Here is a 17,647-nt window from a genome sequence, read left to right as displayed (position 1 = left end):
ATGCCCAAGCGCTCAGACCTCCAATCCATTCTCATCATCGGCGCCGGCCCGATCATCATCGGCCAGGCCTGCGAGTTCGATTACTCCGGCGTGCAGGCCTGCAAGGCGTTGCGCGAGGAGGGCTACAAGGTCATCCTGATCAACAGCAACCCTGCGACGATCATGACCGACCCGGCCACGGCCGACGTGACCTACATCGAGCCGATCACCTGGCAGACGGTCGAGAAGATCATCGCCAAGGAGCGCCCCGACGCGATCCTGCCGACCATGGGCGGCCAGACCGCACTCAACTGCGCGCTCGACCTCTGGCGCCACGGCGTGCTCGACAAGTACACCGGCGCGGCCACCAACAAGCCGGTCGAGCTGATTGGCGCCACGCCCGAAGCCATCGACAAGGCCGAGGACCGCCTGAAGTTCAAGGACGCGATGACCAAGATCGGCCTCGGCTCGGCACGCTCCGGCATCGCCCATTCGATGGATGAGGCCTGGGCCGTGCAGAAGTCGGTCGGCTTTCCGACGGTGATCCGTCCCAGCTTCACGCTCGGCGGCACCGGCGGCGGCATTGCCTACAACCCGGAAGAGTTCGAGACCATCTGCAAGCGCGGCATCGAAGCCTCGCCGACCAACGAGCTGCTGATCGAAGAGTCGCTGCTCGGCTGGAAAGAGTACGAGATGGAAGTCGTGCGCGACAAGGCCGACAACTGCATCATCGTCTGTTCGATCGAAAACCTGGACCCGATGGGCGTGCACACTGGCGACTCGATCACCGTGGCCCCCGCGCAGACGCTGTCCGACAAGGAATACCAGATCCTGCGCAACGCCTCGCTGGCCGTGCTGCGCGAGATCGGCGTCGATACCGGCGGCTCGAACGTGCAGTTCTCGATCAACCCGAAGGACGGCCGCATGGTCGTCATCGAGATGAATCCGCGCGTCTCGCGTTCGTCGGCGCTGGCCTCCAAGGCCACGGGCTTTCCGATCGCCAAGGTCGCGGCCAAGCTGGCCGTGGGCTACACGCTCGACGAGCTGCGCAACGAGATCACGGGCGGTGCCACGCCCGCGTCGTTCGAACCGTCGATTGACTACGTGGTCACCAAGATCCCTCGTTTCGCTTTCGAGAAATTCCCGCAGGCCGACTCGCGCCTCACCACGCAGATGAAGTCGGTGGGCGAAGTGATGGCCATGGGCCGCACCTTCCAGGAGTCGTTCCAGAAGGCGCTGCGCGGCCTCGAAGTGGGCGTGGACGGCCTCAACGAGAAGACGCAGGACCGCGAAGTGCTCGAGAAGGAGCTGGGCGAGCCCGGCCCCGAGCGCATCTGGTACGTGGGCGATGCCTTCGCCATGGGCCTGAGCGTGGATGAAGTGTTCGCGCTGACCAAGATCGACCCGTGGTTCCTGGTGCAGATCGAAGAGATCGTGAAGATCGAACTCGAGCTCGAAACCAAGTCGCTGGACGACATCGACAAGGACACGCTGCTCGCTCTGAAGAAGAAGGGCTTCTCCGACCGCCGCCTGGCGCGCCAGCTGAAGACCACCGACACCGCGATCCGCGAGAAGCGCCGCGCCCTGGGCGTGCGCCCGGTCTACAAGCGCGTGGACACCTGCGCGGCCGAGTTCGCGACCAACACGGCCTACATGTACTCGACCTACGAGGACGAGTGCGAAGCCGACCCGACGGACAAGAAGAAGATCATGGTGCTCGGCGGCGGCCCCAACCGCATCGGCCAGGGCATCGAGTTCGACTACTGCTGCGTGCATGCCGCGCTCGCCATGCGCGAGGACGGCTACGAGACCATCATGGTCAACTGCAACCCCGAAACCGTGTCGACCGACTACGACACCTCGGACCGCCTGTACTTCGAGCCGCTGACGCTCGAAGACGTGCTCGAGATCGTCGACAAGGAAAAGCCGCTCGGCGTGATCGTGCAATACGGCGGCCAGACGCCGCTCAAACTCGCGCTCGACCTCGAGGCCAACGGCGTGCCGATCATCGGCACCTCGCCCGACATGATCGACGCGGCCGAAGACCGCGAGCGCTTCCAGAAGCTGTTGCATGAGCTGGGCTTGCGCCAGCCGCCGAACGCCACGGCGCGCACCGAGCCCGAGGCGCTCGAAAAGGCCGCGGCGCTGGGCTACCCGCTGGTGGTGCGCCCGAGCTACGTGCTCGGCGGCCGTGCGATGGAAATCGTGCACGAGCAGCGCGACCTCGAGCGCTACATGCGCGAGGCCGTGAAGGTCAGCAACGACTCGCCGGTGCTGCTCGACCGCTTCCTCAACGACGCCGTCGAATGCGACGTCGACTGCATTCGCGACGCCGAAGGCGCCACCCTGATCGGCGGCGTGATGGAACACATCGAACAGGCCGGCGTGCACTCGGGCGATTCCGCCTGTTCGCTGCCGCCCTACAGCCTGCAGGCCGAGACCATTGCCGAGCTGAAGCGCCAGAGCGCCGCGATGGCCAAGGCCCTGAACGTGGTCGGCCTCATGAACGTGCAGTTCGCGATCCAGCAGAAGGACGGCAAGGACGTCATCTATGTGCTCGAAGTGAACCCGCGGGCTTCCCGCACCGTGCCCTACGTGAGCAAGGCCACCGGCATCCAGCTCGCCAAGGTGGCGGCACGCTGCATGGCCGGCCAGTCGCTCGCGTCGCAGGGCGTGACGAAGGAAGTCACGCCGCCGTACTTCAGCGTCAAGGAAGCGGTGTTCCCGTTCGTCAAGTTCCCGGGCGTGGACACCATCCTCGGCCCCGAGATGAAGTCGACCGGCGAAGTGATGGGCGTGGGCAAGACCTTCGGCGAAGCCTTCGTGAAATCGCAACTCGGCGCGGGCACGCACCTGCCGAAGTCGGGCAAGGTCTTCATCTCGGTGAAGAACAACGACAAGGCGCGCGCCGTGGAAGTGGCGCGCGGCCTGGTCAAGCTGGGCTTCGAGATCATCGCCACCAAGGGCACGGCCGCCGCCATCGGCGCCGCCGGCATCGAATGCGCGACGGTGAACAAGGTGACCGAGGGCCGCCCGCACATCGTCGACATGATCAAGAACAACGAGATTGCGCTGGTCATCAACACGGTGGAAGAGCGCCGCAACGCGATCACCGATTCGCGGCAGATCCGCACCTCGGCGCTGCTGGCGCGCGTGACCACGTTCACCACGATCTTCGGCGCCGAAGCCGCGGTCGAGGGCATGGGCTTCATGGACGAGCTCGGCGTGATCTCGGTGCAGGAGATGCACGCGCAGCTGGCGGCAGCCTGAGCGTCGTCATGGAAACCCAGCTCGTCGAACTGGACCTTGCCGACTGGCGCGCAGCCACACCCAACGAGGCGTGGATCGCTGCGCTGGAAGCCGGCAAGGTGCTGTATTTCCCGCGCCTGGGCTTCGAGCTGCTGCCCGAAGAGCGCAGCCTGCTGACGCCCAGCCTGCTGTCGCCCGACGTGCGCAATATCAGCCTCGACGCCAACGGCAAGCTCAAGGGCGTGGCCGGCGACGAGGCGGTGCAGCGCGCGGCGACCGCGATGGTCGGGCGGTTCCGGGCGCAAGCCCAGCAGCTGATCCAGGGCCTGCTGCCGCACTACACGCCGGCCTTGCGCCTGGCGCCGACCAGCTACCGGCCGGCAAAGGTCGAGACGCGCGTGCAGTCGTGGCGTGCCGATGACCGTCGGCTGCACGTCGACGCATTCCCGTCGCGACCCAATTACGGCGAGCGCATCCTGCGCGTGTTCACCAACGTCAACCCCGAGGGTGCACCGCGCGTGTGGCGCGTGGGCGAGCCCTTCGAGGACATTGCCAGGCGCTTCCTGCCGCGTGCCAAGCCCTATGTGCGCTGGCAGGCCAAGGTGTTGCGCGCGCTGCGCGTCACCAAGGCGTTCCGCAGCGAGTACGACCACCTGATGTTGCAACTGCACGACGGCATGAAGTCGGACCTGGCCTACCAGGAAAACTCGCCGCAGGAAACTGCGAAGTTCCCGCCTGGGTCGGTGTGGGTGTGCTTTTCCGACCAGACGTCCCATGCTGTCATGGCGGGCCAGTACATGCTCGAGCAGACTCTTCATCTGCCCGCCTCGAAGCAATACAATCCGGATTCGAGCCCGCTCGCCATCCTGAGCCGGCTGACCGGACGCCCCCTCGTCTGATCCTGTCCCCCAATCGACCGCCGAACGGCAGCGTTCGGCGGTTTCGCTTTATGGAGAACCAAACATGGCCACCATTCCAATTACCAAGCGCGGTGCCGAGAAGCTGCGCGCCGAGCTGCATCAGCTCAAGACCGTGGACCGCCCCTGGGTCATCAATGCGATCTCCGAAGCCCGCGCGCAGGGCGACCTGAGCGAGAACGCCGAATACGAAGTCGCCAAGGACCGCCAGGGCTTCATCGAGGGCCGCATCCAGGAAGTCGAAGGCAAGCTTTCAGCTGCCCAGGTCATTGATCCGGCCGAGCTTGACGCCGGCGGCAAGGTGGTGTTTGGCTCGACCGTGGAACTCGAGGAAGAAGACTCGGGCGAGCCCGTCAAGTACCAGATCGTCGGCGAGGACGAAGCCGACCTGAAGCTGGGCCTGATCAACATCTCCAGCCCGATCGCGCGTGCGCTCATCGGCAAGGAGGAGGGCGACACCGCCGAGGTGCAGGCGCCCGGCGGCCTCAAGCGCTACGAGATCGTGGCCGTCCGCTACATCTGATCCGCCGGATGAAAGACCGTCTTGCGCTGCTGCTGGCCGCCTTCTGGTGGGGCAGCCTCACGACGATCGGTTTCCTGGTCGTGCCGATGCTCTTCGCCAGGCTCGGCAATCCCGCGGTGGCGGGCAATTTCGCGGGCCAGCTGTTCGAGGCGCAGAGCTGGATTGCCATTGGCTGCGGTCTGCTGCTCCTGGTTCATTTCAGGACGAAGATGGACGACCGCATCGACAGCGCCTCGATGACGGCCATCTTCCTGATACTGGGTGCGTTGCTGCTGGCGCTGCTCCAGCAATATGCCGTGGCGCCCCGCATTCTCGCGCGCGACAACCTCAAGCTGTGGCATGCCGTGGGAAGCGGGATGTACCTGGTTCAGTGGCTCTGTGCCGGCGCGCTGCTGTGGCGCATGGGCGGCGCCCGGGCGCCTGCCGCGGGCTGAATACCGGCGGCGGCATCATCCATACCGCCATTCCCGTTCATTCTTTCCAGAACTTCGCGACCCAGTTCGCCGGCCGGATGTAGCGAAAAGCCCGGTTGCGCCGGCCCGCCAGTGCATCGGGCGGATTGCATTCGCCATGGAACACCATGATGCGCGCGCCCTCCGGCACGAAGGGCTCTTCCCAGTAGTTGGTAGGCCACGTGGGAATGCCGTGGTACTTGAAGCTCGGGCACCAGGCCGCGGGCCAGTAGGAGAGCTTGCCCTGCTTGTGCAGCACGTCGGACAGGTAGGCCTGCTCGTTGCGGTACTCGGCCTGGACCTTGTCCATGTTGGCACGGAAATACGCCAGCACGTCGGCATGGGCGCCCAGTTCGAAGCGATAGACCGACGAATTTCCGGTGATTCGCTCGCGCCGCCAGGGGCGTGCGTAGTCGTGAATGATCAGGAACTCGCCGGGCTGCTCGAAGAAGGCGTCGAGGCTGCCGACGACGACCACGTCCACGTCAAGGAACAGGGCGGTGCCGCGCAGGCCGTGCAGATCCTTTTCGAAGGTGGTGAGCTTCTTCCACGCGCCGTCGCGCTGGCCGGGAGCCAGCTGCAGGTTGAGCGGTGGGATCGGCAGGCAGGTCACTTCGGGGCGGATGCCGGTGCCGTCGTCCGTCAGGCACACGAACTTGAAGTCGCCGCTGAGATTGCGGCGCACCATCGCGTAGAGGCGGTTGACGTATTCGGGGCCGTATTTGGTGCCCCACTTCATGCAGAGAATGTGGCGCTGAGCGCCTTGCGCTGGCGCCAAGTTCAGTCTGCCTGGTTGCGTTTCTTGGCCGAGAGCGGCCGCTTCGCCTTGGCGCGCTTGATGGTGCCGCCGGGGGTGAGCCGCTGGTTGCCGAGCACGCGCAGGGTCTTGATTTCGGGGCGCTGGCCGCCGCGCTTGCTGTACTTCAGCACCTTGATGTCGCGTGGGCCGGGCATGCGGTCTTCATCGACCACGCGCTCTTTCTCGGGCTTGGGGCGCCACAGCACCAGCAGCTTGCCGATGTGCTGGATGGGGGCGGCGTCGAGCTCGTCGGCGAGTTCGCGCAGCATGGCATCGCGAGCCAGGCGGTCGTCGGAGAAGACGCGAACCTTGATCAGGCCGTGGGCCTTGAGCGCCGCGTCGGCTTCCTTTTTCACGGCAGGGGTGAGCCCGTCTCCACCGACCATGACGATCGGATCCAGGTGATGAGCTTCGGCGCGGTGCACCTTGCGCTCGGCAGGGGTAAGTTGAATGGCGGGCATCCCCGTATTATCGACGCGTATACAAAGACCTCCATGAGCACCAAAGCCAAAAGCAAAAAAGTCAACAAAGCCTGGCTGCACGACCACATCAACGATCCGTACGTGAAACTGGCCACGCGAGAGGGTTATCGCGCACGCGCCGCTTACAAGCTCAAGGAAATCGACGAGTCGCTCGGGCTGGTCAAGCCGGGCCAGCTGGTGGTCGACCTGGGCTCCACCCCAGGGGCCTGGAGCCAGTACCTGCGGCGGCGCATGTCGCCCGAGGGGGCGGCGGCCGGCGAGCTGAACGGCACCATCATCGCGCTGGACATCCTGCCGATGGAGCCCATCGAGGGTGTGACCTTCCTGCAGGGCGATTTCCGCGAGGCGCAGCTGCTGGAGCAGGTGCTGGGCGTGCTGGCCGGCCGGAAGGCCGATCTGGTGGTTTCGGACATGGCACCCAACCTGTCGGGCATCCATTCGGCCGATGCCGCCCGCGTGGCGCACCTGATCGAGCTTGCAATCGACTTCGCCCAGCACCATCTGAAGCCCGAGGGAGCCTTGGTGGCCAAGCTTTTTCACGGCAGCGGCTATGACGAGCTGGTGAAGCTGTTCAAGGCGAATTTCCGCACCGTGAAACCTTTCAAACCCAAGGCTTCGCGGGACAAATCGTCCGAAACCTTTCTCATCGGCATGGGTCTGAAGGCCCAGGAAACGCTTTGATACCTTGACGCAAAGGGCCATGGAAGGGCGCCGTTGGGGCGCTAACCCTTGTCAGGCTATGGCTGCTTTAGGGAAATGCCCGCTTTTCGCAGCTTGAAAAGCCTAAAATGGGGCGCAATTGCGTATCCATAGCGCGTTCTTTTCACAATCTTGTCACGCGCTTTCGACTGGAGCTTCGTTTGAACAATCAGTGGTTTTCCAAAGTTGCCGTATGGCTCGTCATTGCCATGGTGTTGTTCACTGTGTTCAAGCAGTTCGACACCCGAGGCGGCGTTGGCTCAGGGATGGTGAGTTATTCGGAGTTCCTGGATCAGGTCCGAAACAACCAGATCAAGAGCGCCGTCATTCCTGAGGGCGCCGGCGGCGGAGAAATCGTGGCCGTCACCAACGAAGATCGCAAGATCCGCACAACCGCCACCGTGCTCGACCGCGGCCTGGTGGGCGACCTGATCGATCACAACGTCAAGTTCGACGTCAAGCCGCGCGAAGAGGGCTCGCTCCTCATGACGCTCCTGGTGAGCTGGGGCCCGATGCTGCTGTTGATCGGCGTCTGGATCTACTTCATGCGACAGATGCAGGGCGGCGGCAAGGGCGGAGCGTTCAGCTTCGGCAAGAGCAAGGCCCGCATGATGGACGAGAACAACAACACGGTCACTTTCGCCGACGTCGCGGGCTGCGACGAAGCCAAGGAAGAAGTCCGTGAAGTGGTCGACTTCCTGAAAGACCCGCAGCGCTTCCAGAAGCTCGGTGGCCGCATTCCGCGCGGGTTGCTGCTGGTCGGCCCTCCGGGTACCGGCAAGACCTTGCTGGCCAAGTCGATTGCCGGCGAAGCCAAGGTTCCGTTCTTCTCGATCTCGGGTTCCGACTTCGTCGAAATGTTCGTCGGCGTGGGCGCGGCCCGCGTGCGCGACATGTTCGAGAACGCCAAGAAGAACGCGCCCTGCATCATCTTCATCGACGAAATCGATGCGGTGGGCCGCCAGCGCGGCGCCGGGCTGGGTGGCGGCAACGACGAGCGCGAACAGACCCTGAACCAGATGCTGGTCGAGATGGACGGCTTCGAAACCAACCTCGGCGTGATCGTGGTGGCTGCCACCAACCGCCCCGACATCCTGGACGCCGCACTGCTGCGCCCCGGCCGCTTCGACCGCCAGGTGTACGTCACGCTGCCCGACATCCGCGGCCGCGAGCAGATCCTTGCCGTTCACATGCGCAAGGTGCCGCTGGGCCAGGACGTGAACCCGAGCGTGATCGCCCGCGGCACGCCCGGCATGTCCGGCGCCGACCTGGCCAACCTCTGCAATGAAGCCGCCCTGATGGCCGCACGCCGCAATGCGCGCGTGGTCGAGATGCAGGACTTCGAGAAGGCCAAGGACAAGATCTTCATGGGCCCCGAGCGCAAGAGTATGGTCATGCCCGAGGAAGAGCGCCGCAACACGGCCTACCACGAGTCCGGCCATGCGCTCATCGGCAAGCTGCTGCCCAAGTGCGACCCGGTCCACAAGGTCACCATCATTCCGCGCGGCCGCGCCCTTGGCGTGACCATGAGCCTGCCGGCGCAGGACCGCTACAGCTATGACCGCGAATACATGCTGAACCAGATCAGCATGCTGTTCGGTGGCCGTATCGCCGAAGAAGTGTTCATGCACCAGATGACCACCGGCGCCAGCAACGACTTCGAGCGTGCGACCTCCATCGCCCGCGACATGGTCACGCGCTACGGCATGACCGACGCGCTGGGCCCGATGGTCTACGCCGAGAACGAAGGCGAAGTGTTCCTCGGCCGCTCGGTCACCAAGACCACCAACATGAGCGAGCAGACCATGGAAAAGGTCGACGCCGAAGTGCGCCGCATCATCGACGAGCAGTACGCCCTGGCGCGCCGCCTGATCGAGGAAAACAGCGACAAGATGCACGCCATGGCCAAGGCCCTGCTCGAATGGGAAACCATCGACACCGAGCAGCTCGACGACATCATGGCCGGCCGCGCACCGCGTCCGCCCAAGGACTGGACGCCGCGCATTCCGCCTTCGGGCAGTGGCGGCAGCGGCGGCACGCCGGCAGTCAATCCGGATCCGGCACCCACTGTTGCCTGAAGTGCATCCGGTGTTCAACACCAACGGGGCCATGGGCCCCGTTTTCGATGAAGGTGCCGCATGACGATGGCCCCCGCAGCGGTCTGGCAGACCACCCGGTTTGCAATCGATCTCGCGCAGCCGCGCGTGATGGGCATCGTCAATGTCACCCCCGATTCCTTCTCCGACGGCGGGGCGCATGCCTCGACCGAGGCCGCGCTGCGGCATTGCGAGCAGTTGCTGAAGGAGGGCGCCGACATTCTCGACATCGGCGGCGAATCGACCCGCCCCGGCAGCCCGGCCGTGCCGCTCGATGCCGAACTGGCGCGCGTGCTGCCGGTAGTCCGGGAGGCCGTGAAGCTCAACGTGCCGCTGTCCGTCGATACCTACAAGCCGGAAGTCATGCGTGCGGTGCTCGAGCTCGGCGCCGACATCGTCAATGACGTCTGGGCGCTGCGGCAGCCCGGTGCGCGCGAAGCGGTGGCTGCGCATCCCTCGTGCGGCGTCTGCCTGATGCACATGCACAGGGACCCGCAAACCATGCAGACCGCGCCCATGCAGGGCGACGTGGTGCCCGAGGTGCTGGCGTTCTGGACCGAGCAGGTGGCACAGCTTCGCGCGCTGAAGGTCGATCCCTCGCGGATCACGCTGGACCCGGGCATCGGGTTCGGCAAGACCGTGGCACAGAACTTTGCGCTGCTGGCACGCCAGCGCGAACTGCTCGCAGCCGGCTATCCGCTGCTGCTGGGCTGGTCCCGCAAGTCTTCCATCGGCACGGTCAGCGGCATTCCGGCGGCCGCCGAACGCCTGGTGCCCAGCGTGATGGCCGCGGTGCTCGCCGTGGACCGGGGTGCGGCCGTCGTGCGGGTGCACGATGTGCGCGACACCGTGGCGGCCATCGCCGTGTGGCGCGCCATGAAGGCCGAAGAGACATATTCACAACAAACTCGACAACAAGAACAAATCCCATGACCCGCAAATACTTTGGCACCGACGGCATCCGCGGCACGGTCGGCCAGTCGCCCATCACACCCGATTTCGTGCTGCGCCTCGCGCATGCCGTGGGCCGCGTGCTCAAGAAGAGCCAGTCGCGTCCCACGGTGCTGATCGGCAAGGACACCCGCATCTCGGGCTACATGCTCGAGTCCGCGCTGGAGTCCGGTTTCAACTCTGCCGGGGTCGACGTGGTGCTCTTGGGGCCGCTGCCGACACCCGGCGTGGCGTACCTGACGCGCGCCCAGCGCGCAAGCCTGGGCGTGGTGATCAGCGCCAGCCACAACGCCTACCCGGACAACGGCATCAAGTTTTTCAGCGCACAGGGAACCAAGCTCGACGATGAATGGGAGCTTGCGGTGGAGGCCGCGCTCGAGGAAGCCCCTGTGTGGGTCGACTCCGCGAACCTCGGCAAGGCACGCCGCCTCAACGACGCGCCTGGCCGCTACATCGAGTTCTGCAAGAGCACCTTCGCCAACGACCTGACGCTGCGCGGCATGAAGCTCGTGGTCGATGCGGCCCACGGCGCGGCCTACCAGGTGGCGCCGAACGTGTTCCACGAACTGGGCGCAGAGGTCACCAGCATCGGCTGCGCACCCGACGGCCTCAACATCAACAAGGGCTTCGGCGCGACCCATCCGGCCGCGCTGGTCGCGGCCGTGACGACGCAGAAGGCCGACTACGGCATTGCGCTCGACGGCGACGCCGACCGCCTGCAACTCGTCGATGCCAGCGGACGGCTGTTCAACGGCGACGAACTGCTCTACCTCATGGTGGCCGAGCGCATCGCGCGCGGCGACAAGCCCGCGGGCGTGGTCGGCACGCTCATGACCAACAAGGCCATCGAGGTGGCGCTGCGCGGGCAGGGCATCGAGCTCGTGCGCGCCAAGGTGGGCGACCGCTATGTGCTCGAGGAACTCGAAAAGCGTGGCTGGCTCCTGGGCGGCGAGGGTTCGGGCCATCTGCTGGCGCTCGACCGCCACACCACCGGGGACGGCATCGTGAGCGCGCTGCAGGTGCTGCAGGCCTGCGTGCGCAGCGGCAAGACGGTGGCGCAGCTGCTCGCGGAGATCACGCTGTTTCCGCAGGTCCTGATCAACGTCCGCCTGACGCCGGGGCAGGACTGGAAGAACAACGATGCGCTGGCCAGCGAAACGCAGCGCATCGAAGCCGAGCTCGGCGACGGCGGCCGCGTGCTGATCCGCGCGAGCGGCACCGAGCCGCTGGTGCGCGTGATGGTCGAGGCGCGCGACGCGAAGCAGGCCGAGTCTTGCGCGAAGCGGCTTGCTGCAACCCTCGAGCCCGCGCGGTGACGATGATCGAGGTCGTCCTGGCGGACTACCGCAACCCAGCGCACGCAGCCGCATTGGTCGACCTGCTCGACGCGTACGCACGCGACCCCGCTGGCGGCGGCACGCCGCTCGAAGCAGGCGTGCGAGCTGGCCTGCCCGCGGCGCTGGCCGCGCGGCCGCAAGTCTTCAGCGTGCTGGCGTATGACGGGAAAGCGCCCGTGGGCCTGGTCAACTGCATCGAAGGGTTTTCGACCTTTGCCTGCAAGCCGCTGGTCAATGTGCACGACGTGGTCGTGCTGCCCAGCCATCGCGGCCAGCGCGTCGCGCAGCGCATGTTTGCGCGGGTGGAGCAGGAGGCCCGCGCGCGGGGCGCCTGCAAGCTCACGCTCGAAGTGCTTTCGGGCAATGCGCCGGCGCTGCGCAGCTACGAGCGCGAGGGGTTCATCGGCTATCAGCTCGATCCGGCGTTCGGCCACGCCGTGTTTCTGCAGAAGAAGCTCTGAAGCAAAAAGGGCCGAGGCGCATTGATCGCCGTCGGCCCTCACCCCGACCCTCTCCCCGAGGGGAGAGGGGGCAAGACAGATCAGAAGCGCGTGACGGGCATATCCGCATCGACCTTGTTCGGCGAGTACTTGCCCAGCTCCCACTTGGCGATCGCGTTGCGGTGCACTTCGTCCGGGCCGTCCGCAAAGCGCAGCGTGCGGGCACCGGCATAGGCGTAGGCCAGCGGGAAGTCGTCGCACATGCCGCCGCCGCCATGCACCTGCATGGCCCAGTCGATCACCTGGCAGGCCATGCTCGGCGCCACCACCTTGATCATCGCGATCTCGTTCTTCGCGACCTTGTTGCCGGCCACGTCCATCAGCCAGGCGGCCTTGAGCGTGAGCAGGCGCGCCATGTCGATCTTGCAGCGCGCTTCGGCGATGCGCTCCTGCGTGACGGTCTGCGAGGCGACCGTCTTGCCGAAGGCCACGCGCGAGGAGGCGCGCTTGCACATCAGCTCGAGCGCGCGCTCGGCCAGCCCGATCAGGCGCATGCAGTGGTGGATGCGTCCGGGCCCAAGTCGGCCTTGTGCGATTTCGAAGCCGCGGCCTTCGCCGAGCAGCATGTTGTCGGCCGGCACGCGCACGTTCTCGAAGTACATCTCGACGTGGCCGTGCGGCGCGTCGTCGTAGCCCATCACGTTGAGCGGGCGCACGATGCGGATGCCCTTGGCGTCGGCCGGCACGATGATCATGCTCTGCTGCGAATGCCGTGGCGCATCGGGGTCGCTCTTGCCCATGGTGATGAAGACGGCGCAGCGCGGATCGGCGGCGCCCGAGATCCACCACTTGTGGCCGTTGATCACGTACTCGTCGCCCTGGCGCTCGATGCGGGTCGAGATGTTGGTGGCGTCGCTGGAGGCGACATCGGGCTCGGTCATTGCGAAGGCCGAGCGGATCTGGCCTTCGAGCAGCGGCTTGAGCCAGCGCGCCTTGATGGCTTCGGAGCCGTAGCGGGCAATGGTCTCCATGTTGCCGGTATCCGGCGCCGAGCAGTTGAAGGCTTCCGAAGCCCACGGCACGCGCCCCATGATCTCGGCCAGCGGCGCGTATTCCTGGTTGGTGAGGCCGGCGCCTTCGTAGCCCGAGGCTGCGGCGCTGTCGACCGGCAGGAACAGGTTCCACAGGCCCTGGGCCTTGGCCTTTTCCTTGACCTTCTCGACGGTCTTGAGCGCCGTCCAGCGCTTGCCTGCGGCCGTGTTGGCGGCCAGCTCGGCCGAATACTCGGCTTCGGCCGGATAGATGTGCGCATCCATGAATGCGCTCACGCGCTTCTGGAGTTCCTTGGTTTTTGCCGAGTATTCGAAGTCCATCTTCTGTCTCCTGGTGGGGGTGTGGGAGCGGTTATGCCTTTTGGGCAAACTGCCAGGCCATTTCGGCCATGGGGCGTGCACCGCGGCCCGAGGCCACGGCTTGCTCGCTCGAAGCAGTACCTGCCTCGACCCGCTTGGCGATGCCCTGCAGGATCGCGGCCATGCGGAACAGGTTGTAGGCCTGGTAGAAGTTCCAGTCGGGCGCCAGCGCCTCGGGCGTGGTGAGCCCGGTGCGCTCGCAGTACCTGCGGATGTATTCGCTCTCGGTCGGGATGCCCAGGCTCCTGTGGTCCAGCCCGCCGATGCCGCGGAACGTTGCGCCCGAGATGTGCCACGACATGCAGTGGTAGCTGAAATCAGCCAGCGGGTGGCCGAGCGTGGACAGTTCCCAGTCGAGCACGGCAATCGCGCGCGGCTCGGTGGCGTGGAACATCAGGTTGTCGAGCCGGAAGTCGCCATGCACGATGGACACCATCTTCTCGTCGCGCGCGCTTTGCGGCATGTGCGCCGGCAGCCATTCCATCAGCTTGTCCATCTCGGGAATGGGCTGTGTGATGGAGGCCACGTATTGCTTGCTCCAGCGGCCGATCTGGCGCTCGAAGTAGTTGCCGGGCTTGCCGTAGTCGGCCAGCCCGCGCTCGGCGAACTTCACGGTGTGCAGCGCCGCGATGACGCGGTTCATCTCGTCATAGATGGCCGTGCGCTCGGCGTTGCTCATGCCGGGCAGCGCCTGGTCCCACAGCACGCGGCCCTGCATGAACTCCATCACATAGAAGGCGCGGCCGATGACGGCTTCGTCTTCGCACAGGCAGTGCATGCGCGGCACGGGCACGTCGGTGCCGGCCAGGCCGCTCATGACCTTGAATTCGCGCTCCACCGCATGGGCCGAGGGCAGCAGCTTGGCAACGGGGCCCGGCTTGGCACGCATCACGTAGCTCTGCGTGGGCGTGACGAGCTTGTAGGTCGGGTTCGATTGCCCGCCCTTGAACATCTCGACCGTCAGCGGGCCCTGGAAGCCGTCGAGGTTCTTCGCCAGCCAGGCTGCGAGCGCTTCGACGTCGAAGGCATGCTGCTGCGAGACCGTACGGGTGCCGATGAAGTTGGAGAAGTCCTGGCTCATGTCAATGATCTGCTTCCGAGACACGCATCAACGCTGCGCGATCCAATACGACCAGGCCGCCCGGCTCGATGCGGATGGTGCCCTCGCGTTCCATGGTCTTGAGTTCCTGGTTGACGCGCTGGCGCGAGGCGCCGAGCAGCTGCGCCAGCTCTTCCTGCGCCAGCTGCAGGCCGATGCGCATCTGGCTGCCGTCTTCCAGGTTGGGCACGCCGTAGCTGCGCACCAGGTGAATGAGCTGCTTGGCCAGGCGCGCACGCAAGGGCAGGGTGTTGAGATCTTCCACCAGCCCGAACAGCGTGCGGATGCGGCGCGCCTGCAGCCGCATCAGCGCCTCGTACAGCTCCACGTGCGCGGCCAGTATCTTTTGAAAGTCGGCCCGCGCCACGCAGAGGATGGTGGTGTCTCCATGCGCATAGGCATCGTGCGTGCGCCGGTCCCCGTCGAACATCGCCACGTCGCCGAACCAGATGCCCGGCTCCACGTAGGTCAGCGTCACCTGCTTGCCCGAGACGGCCGTCGAGCTGACGCGCACCGCGCCCTTGGCGCAGGCGATCCAGTGATCGGGAGGATCGCCGCGGGCAGCGATCAGGTCGCCGTCCTTGAAGCGTTTGACAAAGGCGCATCGGAGAATGTCGTGCCGTAGCGATGGAGAAAGAGAAGAAAACCAGCGACCACTGTTGATCGCTTCACGTTCTTCGATGGTAAGAATGGGGTCGTCCATTGGTCTGTCCTGTCGGCGACTGAAAAGCTGGAGGGTGTCGCAGGAGCGACGGCGTGCCGCTACTCGTATTGCGGTGGTTTTTTCTCGACGAACGCGGCAATGCCGATGCCGGCATTCGGGTGGTGGAGGTTGCGCACGAAGTGATCGCGCTCCTGCGAGAGCTGCGACGCGAACGTGGCGCCGGGCGCTTCGCTCAGCAGTTCCTTGATGCTGGCCAGCGAATTGGGCGCGCGCGCATTGAGCCGGGTCGCCAGCGCCAGGGCGCTCGCAAGCGCCTGGCCGTTCTCGCTCAGTTCGTTGACCAGTCCGAGCGCATGCAGCCTCGGCGCGCCGATGCGCTCGCCGCACATCAGCCACTCGCTGGCCAGCTGGCGTGGCAATGCCCGCCCCAGTTGCCAACTCAGGCCGCCATCGGGCGATAGCGCCACGTTGCTGTACGACGCTGCAAAGATCGCGTCGCGCGCGGCCACCACGAAATCGCAGGCCAGTGCCAGCGAGAAACCGGCGCCTGCGGCCGCGCCTTCCACCGCAGCGATGATGGGCTTGGGAAAAGCGCGGATCGAGTCGATCCAGTTGTGCAGGCCCTCGATGCTTTCGGCTTGCACCGAAGGATCGCGCTGCCGGTTGTCGGACAGCCGCTGCAACGAGCCGCCGGCGCAGAACCATGCGCCTTCGCCCACGATGACGACGCTGCGGATTTCATCGCTGCTCTCGGCGCCGTTGAGCGCCTCGATGCCCGCGGCGTAGATCTCGGGGCCCAGTGCATTGCGCTGGGTCGGGTTGGCGATCGTCAGCACCATGGTGCGTCCCTCGCTGGTGCTCTTCAGTTCGGCGGTCATCGCTGTGATGCTTTCCTTAGTGTTCGTCGGCTTATTCTTCTTCGTGCAACAGGCTCAGGCCGATCGCGCCGCGGCGGCGCAGCCACGGGCTGGGGCGATAGCGTGGATCGCCGTAGACGGTCTGCAGGTTGAATAGCACCTCGAGCATGTTGGTCGGGCCGTACAGGTTGCCCATGGCCAGCGGGCCGCGCGGATAGCCCAGGCCCAGTTGCACCGCGGTTTCGAGGTCGGCCGGCGAGCAGACGCGCTGCTGGCACATGTCGGCGGCAATGTTCACGATGGTGCCGATCACGCGCTGCGTCACGAAGCCGCCGCTGTCGCGGATCACGCTCACGGCCTTTCCATCGCGCGCGAAGAGCGCATGCGCCGCATCGCGGATGTCGCGCCGCGTGGCGGGGTTGGTGGCGAGCACGCGGCGCTTGGTGGCGGCATCGTCGATCAGCATGTCGATGCCCACGGTGCGCGTGGCGTCCAGGCGCTCGACCGCGGCCACCGTGGTCACGTCGAAGCCCAGCGGTGCGACCAGGATCAGCGACGTGGGCGCCGCAGTGGCGCCGCTGTCGATCTGGGCGCCCAGCGTGTTCACCAGCCGCAGCAGGTCGGCCCGCCGCGCGGCGCGGGGCGAGACCCAGACCGAGGGCATCGCCGCCACCGCCGGCGGCACCGGCTCCGCGGGCTGCTGCATCACGCCGTCGTTGTAGCGGTAGAAGCCTTCATTGGTCTTGCGGCCCAGTACACCGGCCGCAAGCCGCTGGGCAGTGATCACGCTGGGCCGGAAACGCGGCTCCTCGTAGTACTGGTGATAGATCGATTCCATCACCGGGTGCGACACATCGAGCGCGGTCAGATCCATCAGCTCGAAGGGGCCCAGGCGAAAGCCGGCCTGCTCCTTCAGGATGCGGTCGATGGTCGCGAAATCGGCCACGCCTTCGCCGACGATGCGCAGTGCCTCCGTGCCATAGCCGCGGCCCGCGTGATTGACGATGAAGCCCGGCGTGTCCTGCGCCTGCACGGCGCTGTGGCCCATCTGCACCGCATAGCCTGCGAGCTGCTTGCAGACGTCGGCCGAAGTCTTGAAGCCGGCCACCACTTCGACCACCTTCATCAGCGGCACCGGGTTGAAGAAGTGAAAGCCCGCCACGCGCTGCGGATGCGCGAGCCCGGCCGCAATGGCCGTGACCGACAGCGACGAGGTGTTGGTGGCGAGCGTGGCGGTGGGCGCAACGACCGTTTCGAGCTCGCGGAACAGCTTGCGCTTGACCTCGAGATCTTCGACCACCGCTTCGATCACCAGGTCGCACTGGGCCAGTGCCCCGACCGAGTCGACCGCCTTCACGCGGGCGATTTGCGCATCGCGTGCCGCGGCGTCGATTTTGCCTTTCTCGTGCAGCTTGTTCCATTGGGCCATGAGGGCTTCGCGCCCGCGCTCGGCGGCACCTGCAAAACTGTCGAGCAGCAGCACTTCGCTGCCTGCCTGGGCCGCGATCTGTGCGATGCCTCGGCCCATGGCGCCGGCGCCGACGACGCCGATCCGGGTGTAGTTGACTGTCATTGGAAAAAAATCTTCGCTGGTTGGTGGGTGTCCGGGTCCGCTTGCAGGCACCGGGCCCGGAGTTTGCGCAGCCTTCGATTTTGCAGCCATCGGCCGCAGGGCCATGCCGGGTTTTACG

16 protein-coding genes are annotated in these 17,647 nt (G+C 65.8%); 9 read left to right on the top strand and 7 right to left on the bottom strand.

Annotated features, from left to right (window positions below; genetic code table 11):
* The 4 genes from carB (at position 1) to VAPA_RS14430 (ending at position 5,102) form a co-directional block, all read left to right on the top strand.
* Positions 1–3,249, top strand: a complete 3,249-nt coding sequence (gene carB / locus VAPA_RS14445) for a carbamoyl-phosphate synthase large subunit (protein ID WP_021007516.1) — start codon at positions 1–3, stop codon at positions 3,247–3,249.
* An 8-nt stretch (positions 3,250–3,257) separates the two neighbouring features.
* Positions 3,258–4,127, top strand: a complete 870-nt coding sequence (locus tag VAPA_RS14440; RefSeq protein WP_021007515.1) for a Kdo hydroxylase family protein — start codon at positions 3,258–3,260, stop codon at positions 4,125–4,127.
* Positions 4,128–4,191: 64 nt separating this feature from the next.
* The gene (gene greA / locus VAPA_RS14435; protein ID WP_021007514.1) at positions 4,192–4,668 is read left to right on the top strand and encodes a transcription elongation factor GreA; all 477 of its coding nucleotides are present in this window, start codon (positions 4,192–4,194) and stop codon (positions 4,666–4,668) included.
* Between the two features lie 8 nt (positions 4,669–4,676).
* Positions 4,677–5,102, top strand: a complete 426-nt coding sequence (locus VAPA_RS14430; protein WP_021007513.1) for a DUF4149 domain-containing protein — start codon at positions 4,677–4,679, stop codon at positions 5,100–5,102.
* 37 nt (positions 5,103–5,139) lie between these two features.
* On the opposite strand, the gene VAPA_RS14425 is transcribed toward VAPA_RS14430, so the two are convergent.
* Both VAPA_RS14425 and VAPA_RS14420 read right to left on the bottom strand, forming a co-directional pair.
* Positions 5,140–5,859, bottom strand: a complete 720-nt coding sequence (locus VAPA_RS14425; protein ID WP_047787268.1) for a hypothetical protein — start codon at positions 5,857–5,859, stop codon at positions 5,140–5,142.
* A gap of 41 nt (positions 5,860–5,900) precedes the next feature.
* On the bottom strand, positions 5,901–6,380 hold the full coding sequence (locus tag VAPA_RS14420) for a YhbY family RNA-binding protein (RefSeq protein WP_021007511.1): 480 nt from the start codon (positions 6,378–6,380) through the stop codon (positions 5,901–5,903).
* 33 nt (positions 6,381–6,413) lie between these two features.
* On the opposite strand from VAPA_RS14420, the gene VAPA_RS14415 reads away from it, so the two are divergent.
* The 5 genes from VAPA_RS14415 (at position 6,414) to VAPA_RS14395 (ending at position 11,945) form a co-directional block, all read left to right on the top strand.
* Positions 6,414–7,082, top strand: a complete 669-nt coding sequence (locus VAPA_RS14415; protein ID WP_021007510.1) for an RlmE family RNA methyltransferase — start codon at positions 6,414–6,416, stop codon at positions 7,080–7,082.
* Between the two features lie 179 nt (positions 7,083–7,261).
* Positions 7,262–9,178, top strand: a complete 1,917-nt coding sequence (ftsH, locus tag VAPA_RS14410; protein ID WP_021007509.1) for an ATP-dependent zinc metalloprotease FtsH — start codon at positions 7,262–7,264, stop codon at positions 9,176–9,178.
* A 60-nt stretch (positions 9,179–9,238) separates the two neighbouring features.
* Positions 9,239–10,129, top strand: coding sequence for a dihydropteroate synthase (folP, locus tag VAPA_RS14405; protein ID WP_021007508.1), 891 nt, complete (start codon positions 9,239–9,241; stop codon positions 10,127–10,129).
* Positions 10,126–11,463: a phosphoglucosamine mutase gene (gene glmM, locus VAPA_RS14400; RefSeq protein ID WP_021007507.1), complete on the top strand. Its 1,338-nt coding sequence runs from the start codon at positions 10,126–10,128 to the stop codon at positions 11,461–11,463. Before folP ends, glmM begins: the two co-directional genes overlap by 4 nt.
* A gap of 2 nt (positions 11,464–11,465) precedes the next feature.
* Entirely contained in the window at positions 11,466–11,945 is a 480-nt protein-coding gene (locus VAPA_RS14395) for a GNAT family N-acetyltransferase (RefSeq protein WP_021007506.1), read from the top strand.
* An 80-nt stretch (positions 11,946–12,025) separates the two neighbouring features.
* On the opposite strand, the gene VAPA_RS14390 is transcribed toward VAPA_RS14395, so the two are convergent.
* Genes VAPA_RS14390 through VAPA_RS14370 form a run of 5 tightly spaced genes read right to left on the bottom strand, consistent with a single transcriptional unit; the run spans position 12,026 to position 17,529 of the window.
* On the bottom strand, positions 12,026–13,297 hold the full coding sequence (locus tag VAPA_RS14390) for an acyl-CoA dehydrogenase family protein (RefSeq protein WP_021007505.1): 1,272 nt from the start codon (positions 13,295–13,297) through the stop codon (positions 12,026–12,028).
* 31 nt (positions 13,298–13,328) lie between these two features.
* Positions 13,329–14,417, bottom strand: a complete 1,089-nt coding sequence (locus VAPA_RS14385; protein ID WP_021007504.1) for a phosphotransferase — start codon at positions 14,415–14,417, stop codon at positions 13,329–13,331.
* A gap of 1 nt (position 14,418) precedes the next feature.
* Positions 14,419–15,138, bottom strand: coding sequence for a Crp/Fnr family transcriptional regulator (locus tag VAPA_RS14380; protein ID WP_012747738.1), 720 nt, complete (start codon positions 15,136–15,138; stop codon positions 14,419–14,421).
* Between the two features lie 59 nt (positions 15,139–15,197).
* The gene (locus VAPA_RS14375; protein ID WP_021007503.1) at positions 15,198–15,977 is read right to left on the bottom strand and encodes an oxepin-CoA hydrolase, alternative type; all 780 of its coding nucleotides are present in this window, start codon (positions 15,975–15,977) and stop codon (positions 15,198–15,200) included.
* Between the two features lie 31 nt (positions 15,978–16,008).
* Positions 16,009–17,529, bottom strand: a complete 1,521-nt coding sequence (locus VAPA_RS14370) for a 3-hydroxyacyl-CoA dehydrogenase (RefSeq protein WP_021007502.1) — start codon at positions 17,527–17,529, stop codon at positions 16,009–16,011.
* Between the last annotated feature and the right edge of the window lie 118 nt (positions 17,530–17,647).

It is taken from the genome of Variovorax paradoxus B4, from assembly GCF_000463015.1.
GTDB lineage: Bacteria > Pseudomonadota > Gammaproteobacteria > Burkholderiales > Burkholderiaceae_C > Variovorax > Variovorax paradoxus_E.
The sequence above is the reverse complement of the archived record's forward strand: the minus strand, read 5'-3'. Positions and strand labels throughout refer to the sequence as shown.

Excerpts from the sequence above, each read along its gene's own strand:
- carB (WP_021007516.1), top strand. The coding sequence starts at position 1 with ATGCCCAAGCGCTCAGACCTCCAATCCATTCTCATCATCGGCGCCGGC.
- VAPA_RS14440 (WP_021007515.1), top strand. The coding sequence starts at position 3,258 with ATGGAAACCCAGCTCGTCGAACTGGACCTTGCCGACTGGCGCGCAGCC.
- greA (WP_021007514.1), top strand. The coding sequence starts at position 4,192 with ATGGCCACCATTCCAATTACCAAGCGCGGTGCCGAGAAGCTGCGCGCC.
- VAPA_RS14430 (WP_021007513.1), top strand. The coding sequence starts at position 4,677 with ATGAAAGACCGTCTTGCGCTGCTGCTGGCCGCCTTCTGGTGGGGCAGC.
- VAPA_RS14425 (WP_047787268.1), bottom strand. The coding sequence starts at position 5,859 with ATGAAGTGGGGCACCAAATACGGCCCCGAATACGTCAACCGCCTCTAC.
- VAPA_RS14420 (WP_021007511.1), bottom strand. The coding sequence starts at position 6,380 with ATGCCCGCCATTCAACTTACCCCTGCCGAGCGCAAGGTGCACCGCGCC.
- VAPA_RS14415 (WP_021007510.1), top strand. The coding sequence starts at position 6,414 with ATGAGCACCAAAGCCAAAAGCAAAAAAGTCAACAAAGCCTGGCTGCAC.
- folP (WP_021007508.1), top strand. The coding sequence starts at position 9,239 with ATGACGATGGCCCCCGCAGCGGTCTGGCAGACCACCCGGTTTGCAATC.
- glmM (WP_021007507.1), top strand. The coding sequence starts at position 10,126 with ATGACCCGCAAATACTTTGGCACCGACGGCATCCGCGGCACGGTCGGC.
- VAPA_RS14395 (WP_021007506.1), top strand. The coding sequence starts at position 11,466 with ATGATCGAGGTCGTCCTGGCGGACTACCGCAACCCAGCGCACGCAGCC.
- VAPA_RS14390 (WP_021007505.1), bottom strand. The coding sequence starts at position 13,297 with ATGGACTTCGAATACTCGGCAAAAACCAAGGAACTCCAGAAGCGCGTG.
- VAPA_RS14385 (WP_021007504.1), bottom strand. The coding sequence starts at position 14,417 with ATGAGCCAGGACTTCTCCAACTTCATCGGCACCCGTACGGTCTCGCAG.
- VAPA_RS14380 (WP_012747738.1), bottom strand. The coding sequence starts at position 15,138 with ATGGACGACCCCATTCTTACCATCGAAGAACGTGAAGCGATCAACAGT.
- VAPA_RS14375 (WP_021007503.1), bottom strand. The coding sequence starts at position 15,977 with ATGACCGCCGAACTGAAGAGCACCAGCGAGGGACGCACCATGGTGCTG.
- VAPA_RS14370 (WP_021007502.1), bottom strand. The coding sequence starts at position 17,529 with ATGACAGTCAACTACACCCGGATCGGCGTCGTCGGCGCCGGCGCCATG.